The sequence below is a fragment of the Caballeronia terrestris genome (assembly GCF_001544515.1).
Classification (GTDB): Bacteria; Pseudomonadota; Gammaproteobacteria; order Burkholderiales; family Burkholderiaceae; genus Caballeronia; species Caballeronia terrestris.
Genome location: NZ_FCOL02000019.1, coordinates 80,527 through 97,708, shown reverse-complemented (window position 1 = coordinate 97,708; position 17,182 = coordinate 80,527). Strand labels below are relative to the sequence as shown.

General features: G+C 64.6%; 13 protein-coding genes and 1 tRNA gene. 10 read left to right on the top strand and 4 right to left on the bottom strand.

The window, feature by feature from the left end; genetic code table 11:
• The 5 genes from AWB67_RS17670 (at position 1) to AWB67_RS17650 (ending at position 3,884) form a co-directional block, all read left to right on the top strand.
• Positions 1-1,575: a protein adenylyltransferase SelO gene (locus AWB67_RS17670; protein WP_087657540.1), complete on the top strand. Its 1,575-nt coding sequence runs from the start codon at positions 1-3 to the stop codon at positions 1,573-1,575.
• Positions 1,576-1,632: 57 nt separating this feature from the next.
• Positions 1,633-2,055 (top strand): peptide-methionine (R)-S-oxide reductase MsrB, encoded by a 423-nt coding sequence (gene msrB, locus AWB67_RS17665; protein WP_087657539.1) that lies wholly within the window; start codon positions 1,633-1,635, stop codon positions 2,053-2,055.
• A gap of 107 nt (positions 2,056-2,162) precedes the next feature.
• Entirely contained in the window at positions 2,163-2,699 is a 537-nt protein-coding gene (locus AWB67_RS17660) for a septation protein A (protein ID WP_087657538.1), read from the top strand.
• Positions 2,696-3,013, top strand: a complete 318-nt coding sequence (locus tag AWB67_RS17655) for a BolA family protein (protein ID WP_087657537.1) — start codon at positions 2,696-2,698, stop codon at positions 3,011-3,013. Before AWB67_RS17660 ends, AWB67_RS17655 begins: the two co-directional genes overlap by 4 nt.
• A gap of 88 nt (positions 3,014-3,101) precedes the next feature.
• A complete protein-coding gene (locus AWB67_RS17650; RefSeq protein WP_087657536.1) occupies positions 3,102-3,884 on the top strand; it encodes a peptidylprolyl isomerase in 783 nt (260 codons plus the stop codon).
• Positions 3,885-3,968: 84 nt separating this feature from the next.
• Here AWB67_RS17650 and purL read toward each other — a convergent pair whose 3' ends face one another.
• Positions 3,969-8,006 carry a phosphoribosylformylglycinamidine synthase gene (gene purL, locus AWB67_RS17645; protein WP_087657535.1) on the bottom strand — a complete coding sequence of 1,346 codons (4,038 nt, stop codon included), beginning with the start codon at positions 8,004-8,006 and terminating at the stop codon, positions 3,969-3,971.
• Between the two features lie 471 nt (positions 8,007-8,477).
• On the opposite strand from purL, the gene AWB67_RS17640 reads away from it, so the two are divergent.
• From AWB67_RS17640 to pgi, 3 genes are all read left to right on the top strand, one after another.
• Positions 8,478-9,758, top strand: coding sequence for an FAD-dependent oxidoreductase (locus tag AWB67_RS17640; protein ID WP_087657534.1), 1,281 nt, complete (start codon positions 8,478-8,480; stop codon positions 9,756-9,758).
• 62 nt (positions 9,759-9,820) lie between these two features.
• Positions 9,821-11,377 carry an NAD(P)H-hydrate dehydratase gene (locus tag AWB67_RS17635; protein ID WP_087657579.1) on the top strand — a complete coding sequence of 519 codons (1,557 nt, stop codon included), beginning with the start codon at positions 9,821-9,823 and terminating at the stop codon, positions 11,375-11,377.
• A 133-nt stretch (positions 11,378-11,510) separates the two neighbouring features.
• Positions 11,511-13,133: a glucose-6-phosphate isomerase gene (pgi, locus tag AWB67_RS17630; protein WP_087657533.1), complete on the top strand. Its 1,623-nt coding sequence runs from the start codon at positions 11,511-11,513 to the stop codon at positions 13,131-13,133.
• A gap of 24 nt (positions 13,134-13,157) precedes the next feature.
• Here pgi and AWB67_RS17625 read toward each other — a convergent pair whose 3' ends face one another.
• On the bottom strand, positions 13,158-13,928 hold the full coding sequence (locus tag AWB67_RS17625) for an ABC transporter ATP-binding protein (protein WP_374729830.1): 771 nt from the start codon (positions 13,926-13,928) through the stop codon (positions 13,158-13,160).
• Between AWB67_RS17625 and AWB67_RS17620 the strand changes: the two genes are divergently transcribed.
• On the top strand, positions 13,858-14,541 hold the full coding sequence (locus AWB67_RS17620; RefSeq protein WP_235025205.1) for an arylesterase: 684 nt from the start codon (positions 13,858-13,860) through the stop codon (positions 14,539-14,541). The genes AWB67_RS17625 and AWB67_RS17620 overlap by 71 nt on opposite strands.
• A 134-nt stretch (positions 14,542-14,675) precedes the next feature.
• Positions 14,676-15,017: a hypothetical protein gene (locus AWB67_RS17615; protein ID WP_087657532.1), complete on the top strand. Its 342-nt coding sequence runs from the start codon at positions 14,676-14,678 to the stop codon at positions 15,015-15,017.
• A gap of 74 nt (positions 15,018-15,091) precedes the next feature.
• Here AWB67_RS17615 and AWB67_RS17610 read toward each other — a convergent pair whose 3' ends face one another.
• Complete coding sequence (locus tag AWB67_RS17610) at positions 15,092-17,017, bottom strand: SurA N-terminal domain-containing protein (RefSeq protein ID WP_087657531.1); 1,926 nt, start codon at positions 17,015-17,017, stop codon at positions 15,092-15,094.
• Between the two features lie 88 nt (positions 17,018-17,105).
• Positions 17,106-17,182: transfer RNA gene (locus AWB67_RS17605), tRNA-Asp, on the bottom strand.

The window sequence follows — 17,182 nt, the reverse complement described above, 5'->3', positions numbered from 1 at the left end:
ATGTCGTTTTCCCGAACCAGCAATGCCGTGCGAGCCGATTCGGCCGACGCTCTCTCGATGGAAGAACTGGCCGCCGCGATCGATATCGGCCGCCCCGACGCCTTCGCTCAACTCGGCACCGCGTTTCTCACGCGCCTGCCCGCCGCGCCCGTTCCTGACCCTTATCTCGTCGCCGTGTCCGCCGATGCCGCGCAGCAGTTGGGGATCGATCCGGCGCTCGCGCGCGAACCCGCGTTCGCCGAATTCTTCGCGGGCAATCCGACGCGCGACTGGCCCGCGGATCAGCTTCCGTACGCAACAGTCTATTCGGGCCATCAGTTCGGCGTGTGGGCGGGCCAACTGGGCGACGGCCGCGCGATCGGCCTGGGCGAAGTGGAACACAACGGCGAGCGCTTCGAACTCCAACTAAAGGGCGCGGGACGCACGCCGTATTCGCGCATGGGCGATGGCCGCGCCGTGCTGCGCTCGTCGATCCGCGAGTTTCTGTGTTCGGAGGCGATGCATCATCTCGGCATCCCGACGACGCGCGCGCTGTGCGTCATCGGCTCGGACCTGCCGATCCGCCGCGAGTCCATCGAGACCTCGGCGATCGTCACGCGTGTTTCGCCGAGCTTCGTGCGCTTCGGGCACTTCGAGCATTTCTATTCGAACGATCGCGTGGACGAGCTGAAGGCGCTCGCCGATCACGTAATCGAGCGCTTCTATCCGCAGTGCCGCGAGGCCGCCGATCCGTATCTCGCGCTGCTTTCGGAAGTCACGCTGCGTACCGCTGACCTGATGGCGGACTGGCAGGCGGTCGGCTTCTGCCACGGCGTGATGAACACCGACAACATGTCGATTTTGAGTCTCACGATCGACTACGGCCCGTTCGGTTTCATGGACGGCTTCAACGCGCATCACGTCTGCAACCACTCCGATACGCAGGGACGCTATTCTTACAGCCGCCAGCCGCAGGTCGGCTACTGGAATCTCTTCTGTCTCGCGCAGGCGCTCGTGCCGCTCTTCGGCGCGCAGTATCCCGAGGAAGGCCGCGCAGAACGTGTCATTGAAGACGCGCAGCGCGTGCTCGAAGGCTTCAAGACGCGCTTTGCGCCGGCGCTCGAATCTAGGATGCGCGCAAAGCTCGGTTTGGCCGAGAGACGCGAAGGCGACGACAAGCTCGCCAACGCCCTGCTGGAAGTGATGCACGCGAACCGCGCCGATTTCACGCTGACGTTCCGCAACCTCGCGAAGGTGTCGAAGGCGGATGCTTCGAACGATGCGCCCGTGCGCGACCTGTTTCTCGACCGCACCGCCTTCGATGCGTGGGCGAACGACTATCGCGCACGGCTGTCCCACGAAACGCAAAGCGACGAAGAGCGCGCGGCCGCGATGAATCGCGTGAATCCGAAGTACGTGCTGCGCAATCACCTGGCCGAGCAGGCAATTCGCCAGGCGAGGGAGAAGGATTTCTCGGAAGTCGAGCGCCTGCTGCGGGTGCTGACGCATCCGTTCGACGAGCAACCCGAATTCGAGTCATACGCGGGCCTGCCGCCCGACTGGGCGAGCGATCTGGAAGTGAGTTGTTCTTCCTGAAAGCGCCCATATATCAGCTAGCCACCCAGGCCGATCAATAAAGACGAAAGGATTGATATGAACAGAGACGACCTCACCCGCGAAGGCGCGGCCCCGCTGCAAAAGGACGACGAGACGTATCGCCGGGAACTCTCGGACATCCAGTATCAGGTCACGCGCCACGCCGCCACCGAACGGCCGTTCACCGGCCAATACTGGGACCACACCGAACGCGGCGTCTACGATTGCGTCTGCTGCGGCACGCCGCTCTTCGAATCCGACACCAAGTTCGACGCCGGTTGCGGCTGGCCGAGCTACTTCAAGCCGATCAACGGCGAAGTGATCGCGGAGAAAACGGACCGCGCGCACGGCATGCTGCGCATCGAAGTGCAGTGCAAGAATTGCGGCGCGCACCTCGGCCACGTGTTCGAGGACGGCCCCGCGCCGACCGGCCTGCGCTATTGCATCAACTCGGCTGCGCTACAATTCGAACCCAAGTAATCCCTGCGACCGCACGCCGGTCGACCTGCACGCGTCGTTCGCACGGGCCTGAAAGCTCATAGCGAACGGCGCGTGCTTTTCAAGCTCACGTCCTCGTCCGAACGCCCATGAAATTTCTGTTCGATCTGTTCCCGATCATTCTCTTTTTCGTCGCATTCAAGATCTGGGGCATCTACACGGCGACCGCGGTCGCCATCGTGGCCACGCTCGTGCAGATCGCGTGGGTCGCGTTCCGGCATCGCAAGGTCGATGCGATGCTGTGGGTGAGTCTCGGCGTCGTCGTCGTGTTCGGCGGCGCGACGCTCGTGCTGCACAACGACACCTTCATCAAATGGAAGCCTACGGCGCTCTACTGGCTTTTCGCGGTTGCGCTGATCATTTCGCAGCTCGCCTTCAAGAAGAACCTGATCGAAGCGATGATGGGCAAGCAGATCGTGCTGCCGCATCGCGTGTGGGGACAGTTGAACATCGCGTGGGCAGTGTTCTTCGCGATTCTCGGGATCGTCAATCTGTTCGTCGCGTACAACTTCACGACCGACCAGTGGGTGAACTTCAAGCTCTTCGGCGCAACCGGCTGCCTGTTCGTGTTCATCGTGCTGCAAAGCCTGTGGCTCGCCAAACACATGAAGGAGGACGAGCGATGACTCATCACCTGGGCGACTTCATGAGCGCCTCCGCTTCGGACAAGATTGCGCATCTCGAAGCGCGTCTGAACACGGCGCTTGCGCCTACTTCCCTTCACATCGAAGACGACAGCGCCGCTCATGCGGGCCACGCCGGAGCGGCATCGGGAAGCCACTATACGGTGACGATCGTGTCGGCGCAATTCGCCGGCAAGCCCCGCGTGGCGCGGCACCGGCTGGTGTATGATGCGCTGGCCGAGGAGATGCGGCGCGGCGTTCATGCACTCGCGATCAAGGCTTATACGCCCGAAGAATTCTCACGACAATTCGAATGATCGTCCCCGCAGTTTCCGATTCTTGTTGCCTCCGCTCGTTTCTTTAACTCGCCTCGTAGGGCATGTTTTGCCTGATTAGGAACTTCCGATGACTTTGAAAAAAACCCGTCTCTGGGTGTTGCTGGCTGCGTTCGCGGCGGTGCCCGCTTACGCGCAAAACATCGCCGTCGTGAACGGCACGCCGATTCCGACTGCGCGTGCGAACGCGCTCGTCGGCCAGCTCGTCCAGCAGGGTCAGAAGGACTCGCCGCAATTGCAGGCGGCCGTGCGCGAGGAACTGATCAATCGCGAGATTCTGATGCAGGAAGCCAATCGTCGCGGCGTTGCGATGCGTCCTGACGTGAAGGCGCAACTCGCCGTCGCGCAGCAGACGGTCGTGCTGCGCGCGCTGATCGAAGACTTCGTGAAGACCCACGCTCCGACCGATGCCGAGATCAAGGCACGCTACGACGAACTCGTGAAGCAGGCGGGCGGCGGCAAGGAACTGCATCTGCATCACATCCTCGTCGAGGACGAAGCGCAGGCGAAGGAGCTGATCGCGAAGATCAAGGCGGGCGCGAGCTTCGAGGATCTGGCAAAGCAATATTCGAAGGACCCGGGATCGGGCAAGAACGGCGGCGATCTCGACTGGTCGAGCCCGCAGGCTTATGTGCCTGAATTCGGCGCTGCCGCGCAGAAGCTGAAGAAGGGTGAAGTGACGCCGGAACCGGTGAAGACGCAGTTCGGCTGGCACATCATTCGTCTCGATGATTCGCGTGAAACGCCGCCGCCACCGCTCGAGCAGGTGAAGCCGCAGATCGCGCAGCAGATTCAGCAGGAGAAGCTGCAGGCGTTTGAGGAAGGGTTGCGGCAGAAGGCGGTGGTGAAGTAAGTCACCCGCTGACGTACAGGCCACAAAACAATGCGGCCCCTTGGAAACAAGGGGCCGCATTTTCATTCCAGGCTTGGTAGCAAATTACCCCACCCACCGCCGCGCATTCTGAAACACCCTGAGCCACGGGCTCGCATCAGTGGTCCACTCCTCCGGCGTCCAGCTCATCTGCACATTGCGATGCACGCGCTCCGTGTGCGGCATCAGCACCGTGAACCGCCCGTCCGGCGTCGTCACCGACGTAATCCCTTCCGGTGACCCGTTCGGATTGAACGGATACCGCTCCGTCGCCTGACCGTGGTGATCGACGTAACGCATCGTCACCAGCGCCTTCGACACATCGCCCTGCTGCGAAAAGTCTGCGAAACCCTCGCCGTGCGCGACCGCCACCGGAATCCGCGAGCCTTCCATGCCGGCGAAGAAAATCGACGGCGAGCTCTCGACTTCCACGAGCGAAAAACGCGCCTCGAACTGCTCGGACTTATTGCGCGTGAACTTCGGCCAGGCATCGGCGCCGGGAATGATCGACGCCAGGCTGCTCATCATCTGGCAGCCGTTGCAGATGCCGAGCGCGAACGTATCGGTGCGGCCGAAGAACGCGGCGAACATGTCGGCGAGACGCGGGTTGAAGCGGATCGTCTTCGCCCAGCCCTCGCCCGCGCCGAGCACATCGCCGTACGAGAAGCCGCCGCACGCGACCGCGCCTGCGAAATCTGCGAGCGTCACCCGCCCTTCGAGCAGGTCGCTCATGTGGACGTCGTGCGCGTCGAAGCCTGCGCGGTCGAACGCGTAGGCCGTTTCCAGATGCGAGTTGACGCCCTGCTCGCGCAGGATGGCGACTCGCGGCCGTGCACCGCTGCTGACGAACGGCGCCGCCACGTCCTGCGCCGGATCGAACGTCAGCACAGGCGAAATGCCCGGATCGTTCGCATCAGCGAGCGCTTCGTATTCGGCGTCGGCGCACGCGGGGTTGTCCCGCAGCCGCGCGATGCGCCAGCTCACTTCGCCCCACGCGCGATGCAGCTCGCTGCGCGGCGCGTCGTAAATCTTCTTCGCGTCGCGATAGATTTCGATCGTGTCGCGCTCGTTCGGCTTCCCGATCACGTGCGAACACGCCGACAAACCGTTATCGCGCAACGCGACGAGCACCGCATCGCGATCGGCCGCGCGCACCTGCACGACCGCGCCGAGTTCTTCGGAGAACAACGCGCGGATCGTACGATCGTCGCGACGGCCGCTCGTCTGCTTCGCCCAGTCCTTCGCGTCGCCGTAGTCGGATTCGTGGTTCGGATCGAGCGTCAGCATATCGACGTTCAGCGACACGCCCACGTGCCCCGCGAACGCCATCTCGCAGACCGTCGCCCACAGGCCGCCGTCCGAACGGTCGTGGTACGCGAGCAACTTGCCGTCCGCGTTCAGCGACTGGATCGCGGTGAAGAAGCGCTTCAGGTCCTCGGCGTCGTCGACGTCGGGCACCGTGTCGCCGACCTGCTGCGTCACCTGCGCGAAAATGCTGCCGCCCAGGCGATTGCGCCCGCGCCCGAGATCGATCGCGATCAGCACGGAGTCGGTATCGCGGCGCAACTGCGGCGTCAACTGGCGGCGCACGTCTTCGACCGGCGCGAACGCCGAGATGATCAGCGACACCGGCGACACCACTTCCTTCGCCGCGCCCGTCGCGTCCTGCCACTTGGTGCGCATCGACAGCGAATCCTTGCCAACCGGAATGCTGATGCCGAGCGCCGGGCACAGTTCCATGCCGATGGCCTTGACGGTATCGAAGAGCGCGGCGTCCTCGCCCGCGCTGCCGCACGCGGCCATCCAGTTCGCCGACAGCTTCAGCTTCTTCAGCGACTCGATCGGCGCGGCGGCGATGTTCGTCACCGCTTCGCCGACGGCCATGCGGCCCGACGCGGGCGCGTCGATGACGGCGAGCGGCGTGCGTTCAGCGATCGTCATCGCTTCGCCGCGGTAGCCGGCGTAGTCCATCGTCGTGATCGCGCAGTCCGCGACCGGCACTTGCCACGGCCCGACCATCTGGTCGCGCGCGGTCGTGCCGCCGACCGAACGGTCGCCGATGGTGATCAGGAACGATTTGCTCGCGACCGTCGGGTGCTTCAGTACGTCGACGGCGATTTCCGACAGCGGCACGCCGGTTACGTCGATCGGCTCGAACTTCGCCGATTCGCGCTTCACGTCGCGATGCATTTTCGGCGGCTTGCCGAGCAGCACGTCCATCGGCATGTCGACCGGCGGCTGGCCGTCGCTTTCGTCGTCGATCAGCTTCAGTTCGCGCTCCTCGCTCGCCACGCCGACGACCGCGACCGGGCAGCGCTCACGTTCGCAGATCGCCTCGAACGCAGGCAGGTCGGCGGGCGCGATCGCGAGGACGTAGCGCTCCTGCGCCTCGTTCGACCAGATTTCGCGCGGCGACAAGCCGCTTTCTTCGAGTTGCACCTTGCGCAGTTCGAACACCGCGCCCTTGCCCGCGCCATCGACGAGCTCCGGGAACGCGTTCGAAATGCCGCCCGCGCCGACGTCGTGAATCGACAGAATCGGGTTCTTCTCGCCGAGCTGCCAGCACGCGTTGATCACTTCCTGCGCGCGGCGCTGAATTTCGGGATTACCGCGCTGGACCGAGTCGAAATCGAGTTCGGCGGTATTGGCGCCAGTCGCCATCGAGCTCGCCGCGCCGCCGCCCATGCCGATGCGCATGCCCGGTCCGCCGATCTGGATCAGCAGCGTGCCCGCCGGCAGATCCAGCTTGTGCGTGTGCTGATCCGAAATATTGCCGATGCCGCCCGCGATCATGATCGGCTTGTGATAGCCGCGCACGCGCCCCGCGACGTTCTGCTCATAAGTGCGGAAGTAGCCACCGAGGTTCGGCCGGCCGAATTCGTTGTTGAAGGCGGCGGCGCCGATCGGCCCGTCGATCATGATCTGCAGCGGCGACGCGATGCGGTCCGGGCGTCCGTATGGCGCGCTTTCGCCGGCGGGATTGCGTTGCGGCACGGGCGTCGCGCTGTCGCGGTCGTTTTCCCACTTCTGGCGCGCGTCCGGCAAATCGAGATTCGATACCGTGAAGCCCGCGAGACCCGCCTTCGGACGCGCACCGCGCCCGGTCGCGCCTTCGTCGCGGATTTCGCCGCCGGAGCCGGTCGCGGCGCCCGCGAACGGCGAGATCGCGGTCGGGTGATTGTGCGTCTCGACCTTCATCAGCGTGTGCGTCAGTTCGACGTTGCGCTCGTAGTGCTCGCTCGCGCCGCGCGGAAACCAGCGCTCGGCCACGCCGCCCGCCATGATCGCGGAATTGTCCGAATACGCGACGATCGTGCCCTCGTGATTCAGCTTCTCGGTGTTGCGGATCATCTGGAAGAGCGAAATGTCCTGCTTTTCGCCGTCGATGGTCCACTCACCGTTGAAAATCTTGTGGCGGCAGTGTTCGCTGTTCGCCTGCGCGAACATCATCAGTTCGACGTCGGTCGGGTTGCGCTCGAGCGATTTGAACGCATCGACGAGATAGTCGATTTCGTCGTCCGCGAGTGCCAGGCCCAGCTCCAGGTTCGCCGCTTCCAGCGCGCCGCGCCCGTTCGCGAGGATATCGACGGTTTGCAGCGGCTTCGCCGGCAGTTCGTCGAAGAGATGCAGCGCGTGATCGCGCGAGGGCACGACGTTTTCGGTCATGCGGTCGTGCAGCGCCGCCGCGACTTGCGCACGCGCTTCGTCGGAGAGCGTCTTCTTGCCGCCGAGCAGCCCGCTTTTCATGACGACCGTGTATTCGACGCCGCGCTCGATCCGGCGCACTTGCGTGAGACCGCAGTGATGCGCGATGTCGGTCGCCTTGCTCGCCCACGGCGACACTGTGCCGAACCGCGGCACGACCATGAACGTTTCGACGTTGCCGCGTTCCTTGTGCTCCTCGAACGGCGCGCCATAATGCATCAGCGCGTGGATGCGGCTGGTTTCCTCGTCGGCGAGCGGCACGGCGGAATTGACGAAGTGCAGATACTGGCCGCGCACGCCGACGATGTTCGCGTCGATGCGGGCGAGCGTTTCAAGGAGACGGGTCTGACGGAAATCGGAGAGGGCCGAAGCGCCGGGGAAACACGAGAAGTGGGCCATTGGGACGGTGCGTCGATGACGTCGATGGGCCGTTCGTAGTTTGCGGGCCTGAACCTGCAAACGAAGCGGCGTGAGGCGAAAGGAAGACCCGGATTATAACCCGGAAGTGTCTCGAAATCGGCCGGGCGGCCAGCCGCAAGCGCCCGCCGATGCCGCCCGGCGCGCTTTCTTGACCCTCCGGTCCGGCATCCTGAAAACGGCCAGGGGCGCAATTGTCGCGGATTTTTTCGAACCCGGTGCAACGCTTGTGGGCCCGGCTTTTCGCGGATGCGCAAGGCCTCCGGACGATGGCGCGCGCGTCCCGGGATGGCGCGTTTGGCGCTATCATGGCGCGCTTTCATCGGGCAAACGCCGCGCGCCTGTTTCCAGCGCGGTGGCCCTCGCCTTTCCTGCAACGCTCGCGATCCCGCGCCAAACCACCGAATCCGCGCAAAACTCGCAAGTCTCACGCCTTCGGGCGACACAAGAATCATGGATGTAATCGTCATCGGCGGCGGAATCGGCGGCATCGCCACCGCGTATCAGTTGCTTGCGGCCGGACACCGCGTGTGCGTGATCGAGCGCCACGCGACTGTCGCGCAAGGCGCGACCTACGGGCATGGCGGCCCGATGCTGCCCTCCCCGCTCGACGTCTGGTTCGGCCCGACCTTCATGGGCACGCGCAGCGCGAACAAAACCGGCATCGTGTTCAAACCCGGTTTCGATACCGCGACGCGCGATTTCGTCAAAAAACTCGCCCTTTTGCGGGATCCGGACGCGTTTACCGCCCAATACTCGCGCCTGAAGCCGCTCGTGGAACTGTCGCGGCGGGTGATCGGCGAGATCGAGGCGGCGTTCGCGCTCGACTGCGAGCAGCGCACGGGCGTATTGCACGTATTTCGTCGCGCGCGCGAGTTCGAACAGGCCGCGCCGGCGATCGAGTTGCTGAAGCGCTTCGACGTGCCGCATCGCGTGCTGACGCCCGCCGAATGCGCCGCCGCCGAGCCGTCCGTGCCCGAAGATCCCCCGTTCGCGGGCGGCGTGCTGCTCGATGCCGAGCGCACCGCCAACTGTCCGCTGTTCACCAAGTTGCTCAAGCAGATCCTCGAGGAACGCGGCGTGCAGTTCCGCCTCGGCCGCGAAGTCACGTCGATCAGTCTGGAGGACAGCCGCGCGGCGGTCGAGCTTATGCCGCTGCATGGCACGCATCAAGCCGAGCTGATCGCGGCGGACGCGATCGTCGTCGCGGCGGGCATCGGCACGCCGGGGCTGATTGCACGCGTGAACGGCAAGCTGCCGCTGCATCCGCTGCGCTTGCACAGCCTGACCGCGCCCATCGCCTACGAGGAACACGCACCGCACATCACAATCGTCGATTCGATCAAGCGCATCGCGATGACGCGCGTCAACCAGCGTCTGCGCGTCGGCGGCGCCGCCGTGCTGCAAAGCGAGGCGAAGACAGCCAAGCCGCTCGGCACCGGGCTCGCCAACCGCGTGCTCGCGCTCCTCGGGCAAGGCACGCACGACTGGGTTCCGGGCGCCGCGAAGGTGTCGGCGGCACGCGCCTGGGAAGGCTTGCGCCTCTTGTCGCCGGATGGCCTGCCGGTTGTCGGCGCGACGGGCCACGCGCGGCTTTTCGTCAACGCGGCGCACGGTCCGGCCGGCTGGGGCCTCGCGTGCGGGTCTGCTAAAGTGGTCGCGGATCTCGTTTCCGGACTCACCCCCGACATTCCCGCCGATACCCTCGCGGCCTTGCGCATCGACCGGTTCTGACGGTCCGGTCCCGATGACGGCAGCGATGTGACGGCGCAATGCCGCTCACCACGCCGCCGCCCATGACCTCGTCACGTTCTCCCTATTTCACGCCAAAAGACGACGCGCTCGCGCTCCTCACGCTCGACGAGCTGCGCGCGCTCGAAGCGAGCGCCGCGAGCACCCTGCCCGCGCACATGCTGATGGCGCGCGCGGGCGCGGCCGCCGCGCAGTTTCTCCTCGAATCCGACCACCATTCGCCCGAGCGGCAGGCGCTGCCCGTGTGGATCGCCGCTGGTCCCGGCAACAACGGCGGCGATGCGCTCGTGCTCGCGGCCGAATTGCAGAAGGCGGGCGTGGCGGTCGAAGTCTGCATGCCCGTCGAGGTCAAGCCCGACGACGCCCGCTGGGCGCTCGACACCGCCCGCGTGGCGGGCGTTGTGATTTCAACCGACGCGCCGAAATCGCTGGAAGGCTTTAGCTGGGTCGTCGACGGATTGTTCGGCATCGGCCTGACGCGTCCGCTCGAAGGCGCCTTCGCCGATCTAGCCAAACGCATCGCGCAACATTCACGCGATGCCGGCGGCGTACTCGCGCTCGACATCGCGAGCGGCCTGAACAGCGACACGGGCGAAACGGTCAGCGGCGGCGCGGCTGTGCGCGCAACCCACACGATCACCTTCATCGGCGCGAAGCCGGGACACTACACCGCGCACGGCCGCGACCTCACCGGCGAACTCTTCGTCGCGACACTCGGCGTCGAGCCGCCCGCCGAGCCGTCGATCGTGCTGAACGCGCCATCGCTCTTCGCCGCGCACATGCCGCCGCGCGACTACGCGTCCAACAAGGGCACGTTCGGCACGCTCGCCGTGATCGGTGGCGACACCGGCATGTGCGGCGCGCCCGTGCTCGCCGCGCGCATGGCGCTCTACGGCGGCGCGGGCAAGGTCAACGTGGCGTTTATCGGCGAAGGCGCCCCGCCCTACGATCCGCCGCATCCCGAACTCATGCTGCATCACGTCGACGGCTTCGCGCTCGCCAAGATGGACGCGCTCGCGGTCGGCTGCGGCATGGGGTCGAGCGATCGCGCGAAGGGAGTGCTGTTGGACGTGCTCGCGCTCGATGTCCCCAAGCTCCTCGATGCCGATGCGCTCAACCTCGTCTCGCGCGATGCGTCGCTCGCGGATGCAGTCGCTGCGCGCGGCGCGAAGGGCGATCCGTGCATTCTGACGCCGCACCCGCTGGAAGCGGCGCGACTCCTCGGCATCGAAGTGAAGGATGTGCAGCGCGATCGGATCGCGGCTGCGCGTCAGCTTGCGGCGCGCTACGCGAGCGTGATCGTGCTGAAAGGCTCGGGGACCGTGATCGCATCGACGGACGGCCGCGTCGCGATCAATCCGACCGGTAACGCCGCGCTCGCCACGGGCGGCACCGGCGACGTCCTCGGCGGCCTGATCGGCGCGTTGCTCGCGCAGCGCCTGCCGCCTTACGAAGCGGCGCTCGCGGGCGTCTACTTCCACGGCCTGGCCGCGCAGGTGCTCACCGCCGAGGGCGAAGGCCCAGCCGGGCTGACGGCGGGCGAACTCGCGCCGAAGGTGCGCAGCTTGCTCAACCGGCGCTTCTATCCCGGCCGAAACTAACCAAACGATGCATGCAAGCATTCGTTCATGCATCGTCGCTATACTCTGCAATGGTTCGTGCAACTGTCGCGCGGCTTGCCGGCATTCGCACGGAACGTTCCCTTAAGCCACTCACAAAAGGCATCGGACCGCTATGACGCTGAATTCGCTACCTGCTTGGCCGGCGCTCCAGTCGCATTACGACGACATCTCCGGCGAGCGCCTGCGCGACTGGTTCGCGCCGCAAAACGACACCTCGCCGACGCGCGCCGAGCGCTTCGCCTACGACGGCGGCGGCATCGCGATCGACTTCTCGAAAAACCGCATCACCGATGCCACGCTCAAGCTGCTCGTCGAGCTCGCGCAGCAGGCGAAGGTCGCCGAGCGCCGCGACGCGATGTTCGCGGGCGACATCGTCAACATGACCGAACATCGCGCGGCCCTGCACACGGCACTGCGCGCCACCGCCGACGACGCCCCGTTCCAGCAGCAAGTCCGCGCCGAAAAAGCGAAGATGGCCGCGTTCGCCGACAAGGTCCGCGACGGCTCGTGGACCGGCTACACCGGCAAGCGCATCCGGCACGTGGTGAACATCGGCATCGGCGGGTCGGATCTCGGGCCGAAGATGGTCGTGCATGCGCTGCATCATCTGGCGTCGCCGGAACTGGATACGCACTTCGTCTCCAACGTCGATGGCGCCGATCTCTACAACGTGCTGCAAACCATCGACGCGGAAGAGACGCTCGCGATCATCGTGTCGAAGACGTTCACCACGCTCGAAACGATGACCAACGCGCGCTCCATGCGCGACTGGTTCACGAAGCGAGGCTGCCCGGAAGACGCGCTGTCGAAGCACTTCGTCGGGGTGTCGGCGAATCCGGAGGAAGTGGTCAAGTTCGGCATCGCGAAAGAGAATGTTTTCGAGATGTGGGACTGGGTCGGCGGGCGCTATTCGCTGTGGTCGGCGGTGGGATTGTCGATCATGCTGTCGGTGGGGCCGAAGAACTTCGACGGCCTGCTCGAAGGCGCGAACAAGATGGACCAGCATTTCCGCGACGCGCCGCTCGACAAGAACCTGCCAGTGCTGCTCGGCATGCTCGGCATCTGGTATCGCAATTTCTTCGGCTCGCAAAGCGACCTGATCGCACCGTATTCAGAAGCGCTGCACTTTCTGCCCGCGTATTTGCAACAACTGGAGATGGAAAGCAACGGGAAGTCGGCGCGGCTCGACGGCACGTTCGTCGATTACCCGACCGCCGCCGTCATCTGGGGCGAGCCGGGCACGAACGGCCAGCACGCGTTCTTCCAGATGCTGCACCAGGGGCCGACCATCATCCCGATCGACTTCATCGCGGTGCTCACGCCGGAGCATCCGCTGCCCGATCATCACGCGAAGCTGCTCGCGAACTGTTTCGCGCAAAGCGAAGCGCTGATGCTGGGACGCACGCTTGAGGAAGCGAAGAAGGTGGCGGGCCCGGGCAAGGAGGAACTCGCGACGCATCTGAGCTTCCCCGGCAACCGTCCGACCACGACGATCCTGCTCGACGCGCTTACACCGCAAACGCTCGGGGCGCTGATCGCGCTTTATGAGCACAAGGTGCTCGTGCAGGCATCGGTGTGGGACATCAATCCGTTCGATCAGTGGGGCGTCGAACTGGGCAAGATCCTCGGCAAGGTCGTCGAAGCCGATATCACCGCGTCGAGCGCCGATCCGGCGAAGCACGATTCGTCGACGTCGGCGTTGATCGCTCGGGCGCGTCAAGCGCTGAAGGGCTGAAGCGTCAAGCGATGTAGGCTGGGCTTAAACGCCCAGCCCGTTCACCAGCCGCCCTGCTTCTATCGTCACCGTCGCATCGCAGCGCTCTGCCAGCTCCGTGTCATGCGTGACCAGCACGAGCGTCGCGCCGTTGCGGCGGTTCATCTCGAACATCAGATCGATGATCGCGTAGCCGGTGGCGGCATCGAGGCTGCCGGTCGGTTCGTCGGCGAAGAGCACGGCCGGATGCGTCACGAACGCGCGCGCGAGCGCCACGCGCTGCTGCTCGCCGCCCGACAAAAGCTTCGGATAATGCCCCGTGCGTTGCGCGAGCCCGACCTGATCGAGCAGCGCCCGCGCCCGCGACGCGATCTCCCGGTGCGGTAATTCGGCGCGCAATTCGAGCGGCAGCATCACGTTTTCGAGCGCCGTGAGATGCGGCATCAATTGAAACGACTGGAACACGAAGCCGACCGAGCCGCTGCGTAACGCCGCGCGTTCGTCTTCGTTGAGGCTGCCGAGTTCCTTGCCGAGCAGACGAACCGAGCCCTCGCTCGCGCTGTCCAATCCGGCAAGCAAGCCGAGCAGCGTCGACTTGCCCGATCCCGATGCGCCGACGATCGCCACACTGCTGCCCTTCGCGATCGAAAGGTCGATCTGATCGAGGATCGTCAGTTCACCCGTTGCGTCCTTAACCCGCTTGCTCAATCCCCGTACTTCGATGACTGGTTCGATATTGTTTTGCATGGAAAACTTCAAGGTGAACTGGGGCGCTCGCGTGGCCGCATTCGTGACGGCCGCGGCGTTGTCGTCGATGGCAGTCGCGCCCTCGACGCATGCGGCGGAAGCTGCACCCGCAAAGGCGAAGCCGACGATAGTCGTGCTCGGCGACAGCCTCTCGGCGGAATACGGCCTGCCGCGCGATACGGGCTGGGTCAAGCTCCTGCGCGACCGTCTCGAAAAAGAGCGTCTCGATTATAGCGTCGCCAATTCGAGCATCAGTGGCGACACCACGAGCGGCGGACGCGCGCGCTTGCCAGCGGTGCTGAACCGGCTGAAGCCGGCGGTTGTCGTCGTGGAGCTCGGCGGAAACGACGCGCTACGCGGCGTTCCCCTCGCGACGACGGAAGCGAATCTGCGCACGATCGTCGAGGCATCGCAGGCGGCGAATGCGAAGGTTCTACTCGTCGGAATGTACGTTCCGCCCAATTACGGCCCCGACTATTCGCAAAAGTTCCACGGCGTGTACGAGCAGTTGTCGAAGGAGAAAAAGGTGCCGCTCGTGCCGTTCCTGCTTGCAGGCATTGCCGACCAGCCGACGATGTTCCAGGCCGATCAGATTCATCCGACGGCTCAGGCCCAGCCCTTGCTATTGGAAAACGTCTGGCCAAGCTTGAAACCGCTGCTTGGCGCGGCTGCTTCCAAATAGCGAATGATGTCGAGGCGGCGGTGCCGAGCGGATTTCAGACATAACGCGGAACAAGGCCACGATTCAGTTATCTGAGACTTTCGCGTCACTCTTAAAACCCGGCTCCGCAGTGAGCGCCTCAACACGGAGGTAACGTGAAATATTTATCCCTTCTCGCCATGACCGTTGCGATCTCGGCTTGTGCCGCCCAGCCGCCGGCTGGCGTGCAGCAAGTGGGCACGAGCCAGAAGGCTCCGAAGGTCGTCGCACAGTGCGTCGCGCAAAAGTGGGCCGACAAGTCGCAGCAGCAAGTGGTTTCGCAGGATACGCTCGCGAACGATCAGGCCGTCGACGTCTATGTTCCGGGTCAGCAGCCGCCGGCAGGCGCTGCCGCTGTGGTGCGTCCGAACTGGTCGGGTCCTGGTTCGTGGGTCGGCTTCCGTGCTTCAGGCGCGACCGGCAGCGACGCCACCGGCGACATTCAGACTTGTCTGTGATCGCTTAGGTCCAGTTGTCAAGAAGCCCCGCTGGTCTCTCGACAAGCGGGGCTTTTTTGTGTTTCTTTGAAGCGTTACTGCTGGTCGGCCGTAGCAGGCGCCTGCATCAGCTTCACCTTCGAGCGCGCCTTCAAAGCTTCGAGATACGCCTCCATCTCCGCCTGCGCGTAGACTTGCGCGACCTGCTGCTGCGCGCCCGCGAGACGATCGGCCGCGACCGGCGTAGCCTTCGCGATGCCGTTCACGCGATAGATCGCATAGCCGTCATTGCCGAGATCGACGCCGACATACGCCGGCAGCTTCGATGCGTCCGCCTTGAAGATCGCGCTCAACGCGGCGGGGGGCAGGCCCTGCGGGTCGTTGCGCGACACTGTCGATACCGATGAAAGCCCTGCCGTCGCGTTCGACTTCTGCAACTCGGCGAGCTTCGCGGCGCCTTCCTTCTTCGCGATCGCTGCCGCCTCTTCAGCGACAACCTTCGCACGCACGGCGTCCTTCACGACGTCGAGTGCGGGCACGGTAGCCGCCTTGTAATCGGTAACGCGCGCGGCGATCAGCGTGTTGTTACCGATGTCGATCGCCTGCGTGTTGTTGTGATCCTTCACCGAGTCCGAAGCGAACACCGCCGACAGTAACTTCGGGTTGTTCAGCGGACTGTCGGGTGGCAATTTCGGGTCCGCCTTCGGGCCGACCGTGGCCGTCTGGATCTGGAGCTTGTACTTGTCAGCGGCGGGCTGCAGCGTCTTCGACTTCTCGTAGACGGCGTCGGTGAAGCCCTGCGCGGCATCGGCGAAGTTCTTCGTCGCCTGCTGCGCGACGTAATCCTTCGCGAGCGAGTCTTTCACCTCATCGAACGATTTCGTCGCGGCCGGCTTCACGTCGGTCGCCTGGATGATGTGATAGCCGAAGTCCGACTGCACGACATCGCTCACGTCGCCCTTCTTGAGGTTGAACGCGGCGTCGTCGAACGCCTTGCCGCCCGCGATCATCCCGCGCGCGAAGTAGCCGAGATCGCCGCCCTTCGATGCCGAGCCCGGGTCTTCCGAGTTCTTCTCCGCGATCTGCGCGAACTGGTCGGGATGCGCTTTCACTTGCTTGAGCAACTCGTCGGCCTTGGCTTTCGCCTTGACTTTGTCGGCGTCGCTTGCGTCTTTCGGCGCGTTGACCAGGATGTGGCTCGCGCGTACCTCGCCTTCCGTGCGATAGCGGGCGATGTTGTCGTCGTAGTACTTCTTGAGATCAGCATCGCTGGGCTTGATCGACGCCGACAAATTCGCCGGCGACAGCAGCACGTACTGGATCTGCGCCGTCTCGGGCGTCGCGAAATCGTTGCGATGCGCGTCGTAGTAGGACTTGATTTGCGCGTCGGTGGGCTGGACCTTCGACGCGTAATCGGCTGCGCGGAATGCGAGGCCCTGCACGTCGCGACGCTGCTCGGCGAGTTCCGTGAGACTTTGCGCGAGTGCCTTCGACGTGAACGCGCTGGCCTGAATGCTGCCCGGAAGCTGGTCGGTGGCGAGGCCGTAGCGGATACGCTCGTCGTATTGCTCGGGCGTCATGCCCTGCATCGCGAGCAACTGCTTGTAGCGCTCGACGTCGATCGTGCCGTCAGGCTTCCTGAGCGACGAGATGACCGGATCGGCAAGCAGCGCGCGGCGCACGGCTTCATCGGATGCGGTGAGATGCAGGCGCTGGGTTTCGTCGGCGAGGACGCGCTGCTGGACGATGCTGTCGATAAGCGCCGAGCGCATGGCGGGCGTCTCGAACATCTTCGGATCGAACTGGGAGCCGAGCATCTGGCGCGCGCGATCGACTTGCTGACGCAGCGCGTTGTCGTATTCGACGCGCGAGATCTTGTGACCGTTGACGCTCGCGACATAGGCGCTATCGTCGAAGAAACTGCTGAACCCCTGGACGCCGACGATCCCCAGACCCGGTACGACGATGAGGATCAGGAGCGCCATCATCAGGCGTTGGTGATTGCGGAAAAAATCGAGCATGCGGAACGATGCCTTAAGACAAAACGCCCGATATTACAACAGCGGGCAATAAAAAAGGCGAACCGGAGTTCGCCTTTCTCGTGGATGCTGGCGGAGTGGACGGGACTCGAACCCGCGACCCCCGGCGTGACAGGCCGGTATTCTAACCGACTGAACTACCACTCC

Bases quoted from the DNA above. Each gene is read 5' to 3' on its own strand.
- AWB67_RS17670 (WP_087657540.1), top strand. From the start codon at position 1: ATGTCGTTTTCCCGAACCAGCAATGCCGTGCGAGCCGATTCGGCCGAC.
- msrB (WP_087657539.1), top strand. From the start codon at position 1,633: ATGAACAGAGACGACCTCACCCGCGAAGGCGCGGCCCCGCTGCAAAAG.
- AWB67_RS17660 (WP_087657538.1), top strand. From the start codon at position 2,163: ATGAAATTTCTGTTCGATCTGTTCCCGATCATTCTCTTTTTCGTCGCA.
- AWB67_RS17655 (WP_087657537.1), top strand. From the start codon at position 2,696: ATGACTCATCACCTGGGCGACTTCATGAGCGCCTCCGCTTCGGACAAG.
- AWB67_RS17650 (WP_087657536.1), top strand. From the start codon at position 3,102: ATGACTTTGAAAAAAACCCGTCTCTGGGTGTTGCTGGCTGCGTTCGCG.
- purL (WP_087657535.1), bottom strand. From the start codon at position 8,006: ATGGCCCACTTCTCGTGTTTCCCCGGCGCTTCGGCCCTCTCCGATTTC.
- AWB67_RS17640 (WP_087657534.1), top strand. From the start codon at position 8,478: ATGGATGTAATCGTCATCGGCGGCGGAATCGGCGGCATCGCCACCGCG.
- AWB67_RS17635 (WP_087657579.1), top strand. From the start codon at position 9,821: ATGACCTCGTCACGTTCTCCCTATTTCACGCCAAAAGACGACGCGCTC.
- pgi (WP_087657533.1), top strand. From the start codon at position 11,511: ATGACGCTGAATTCGCTACCTGCTTGGCCGGCGCTCCAGTCGCATTAC.
- AWB67_RS17620 (WP_235025205.1), top strand. From the start codon at position 13,858: ATGGAAAACTTCAAGGTGAACTGGGGCGCTCGCGTGGCCGCATTCGTG.
- AWB67_RS17610 (WP_087657531.1), bottom strand. From the start codon at position 17,017: ATGCTCGATTTTTTCCGCAATCACCAACGCCTGATGATGGCGCTCCTG.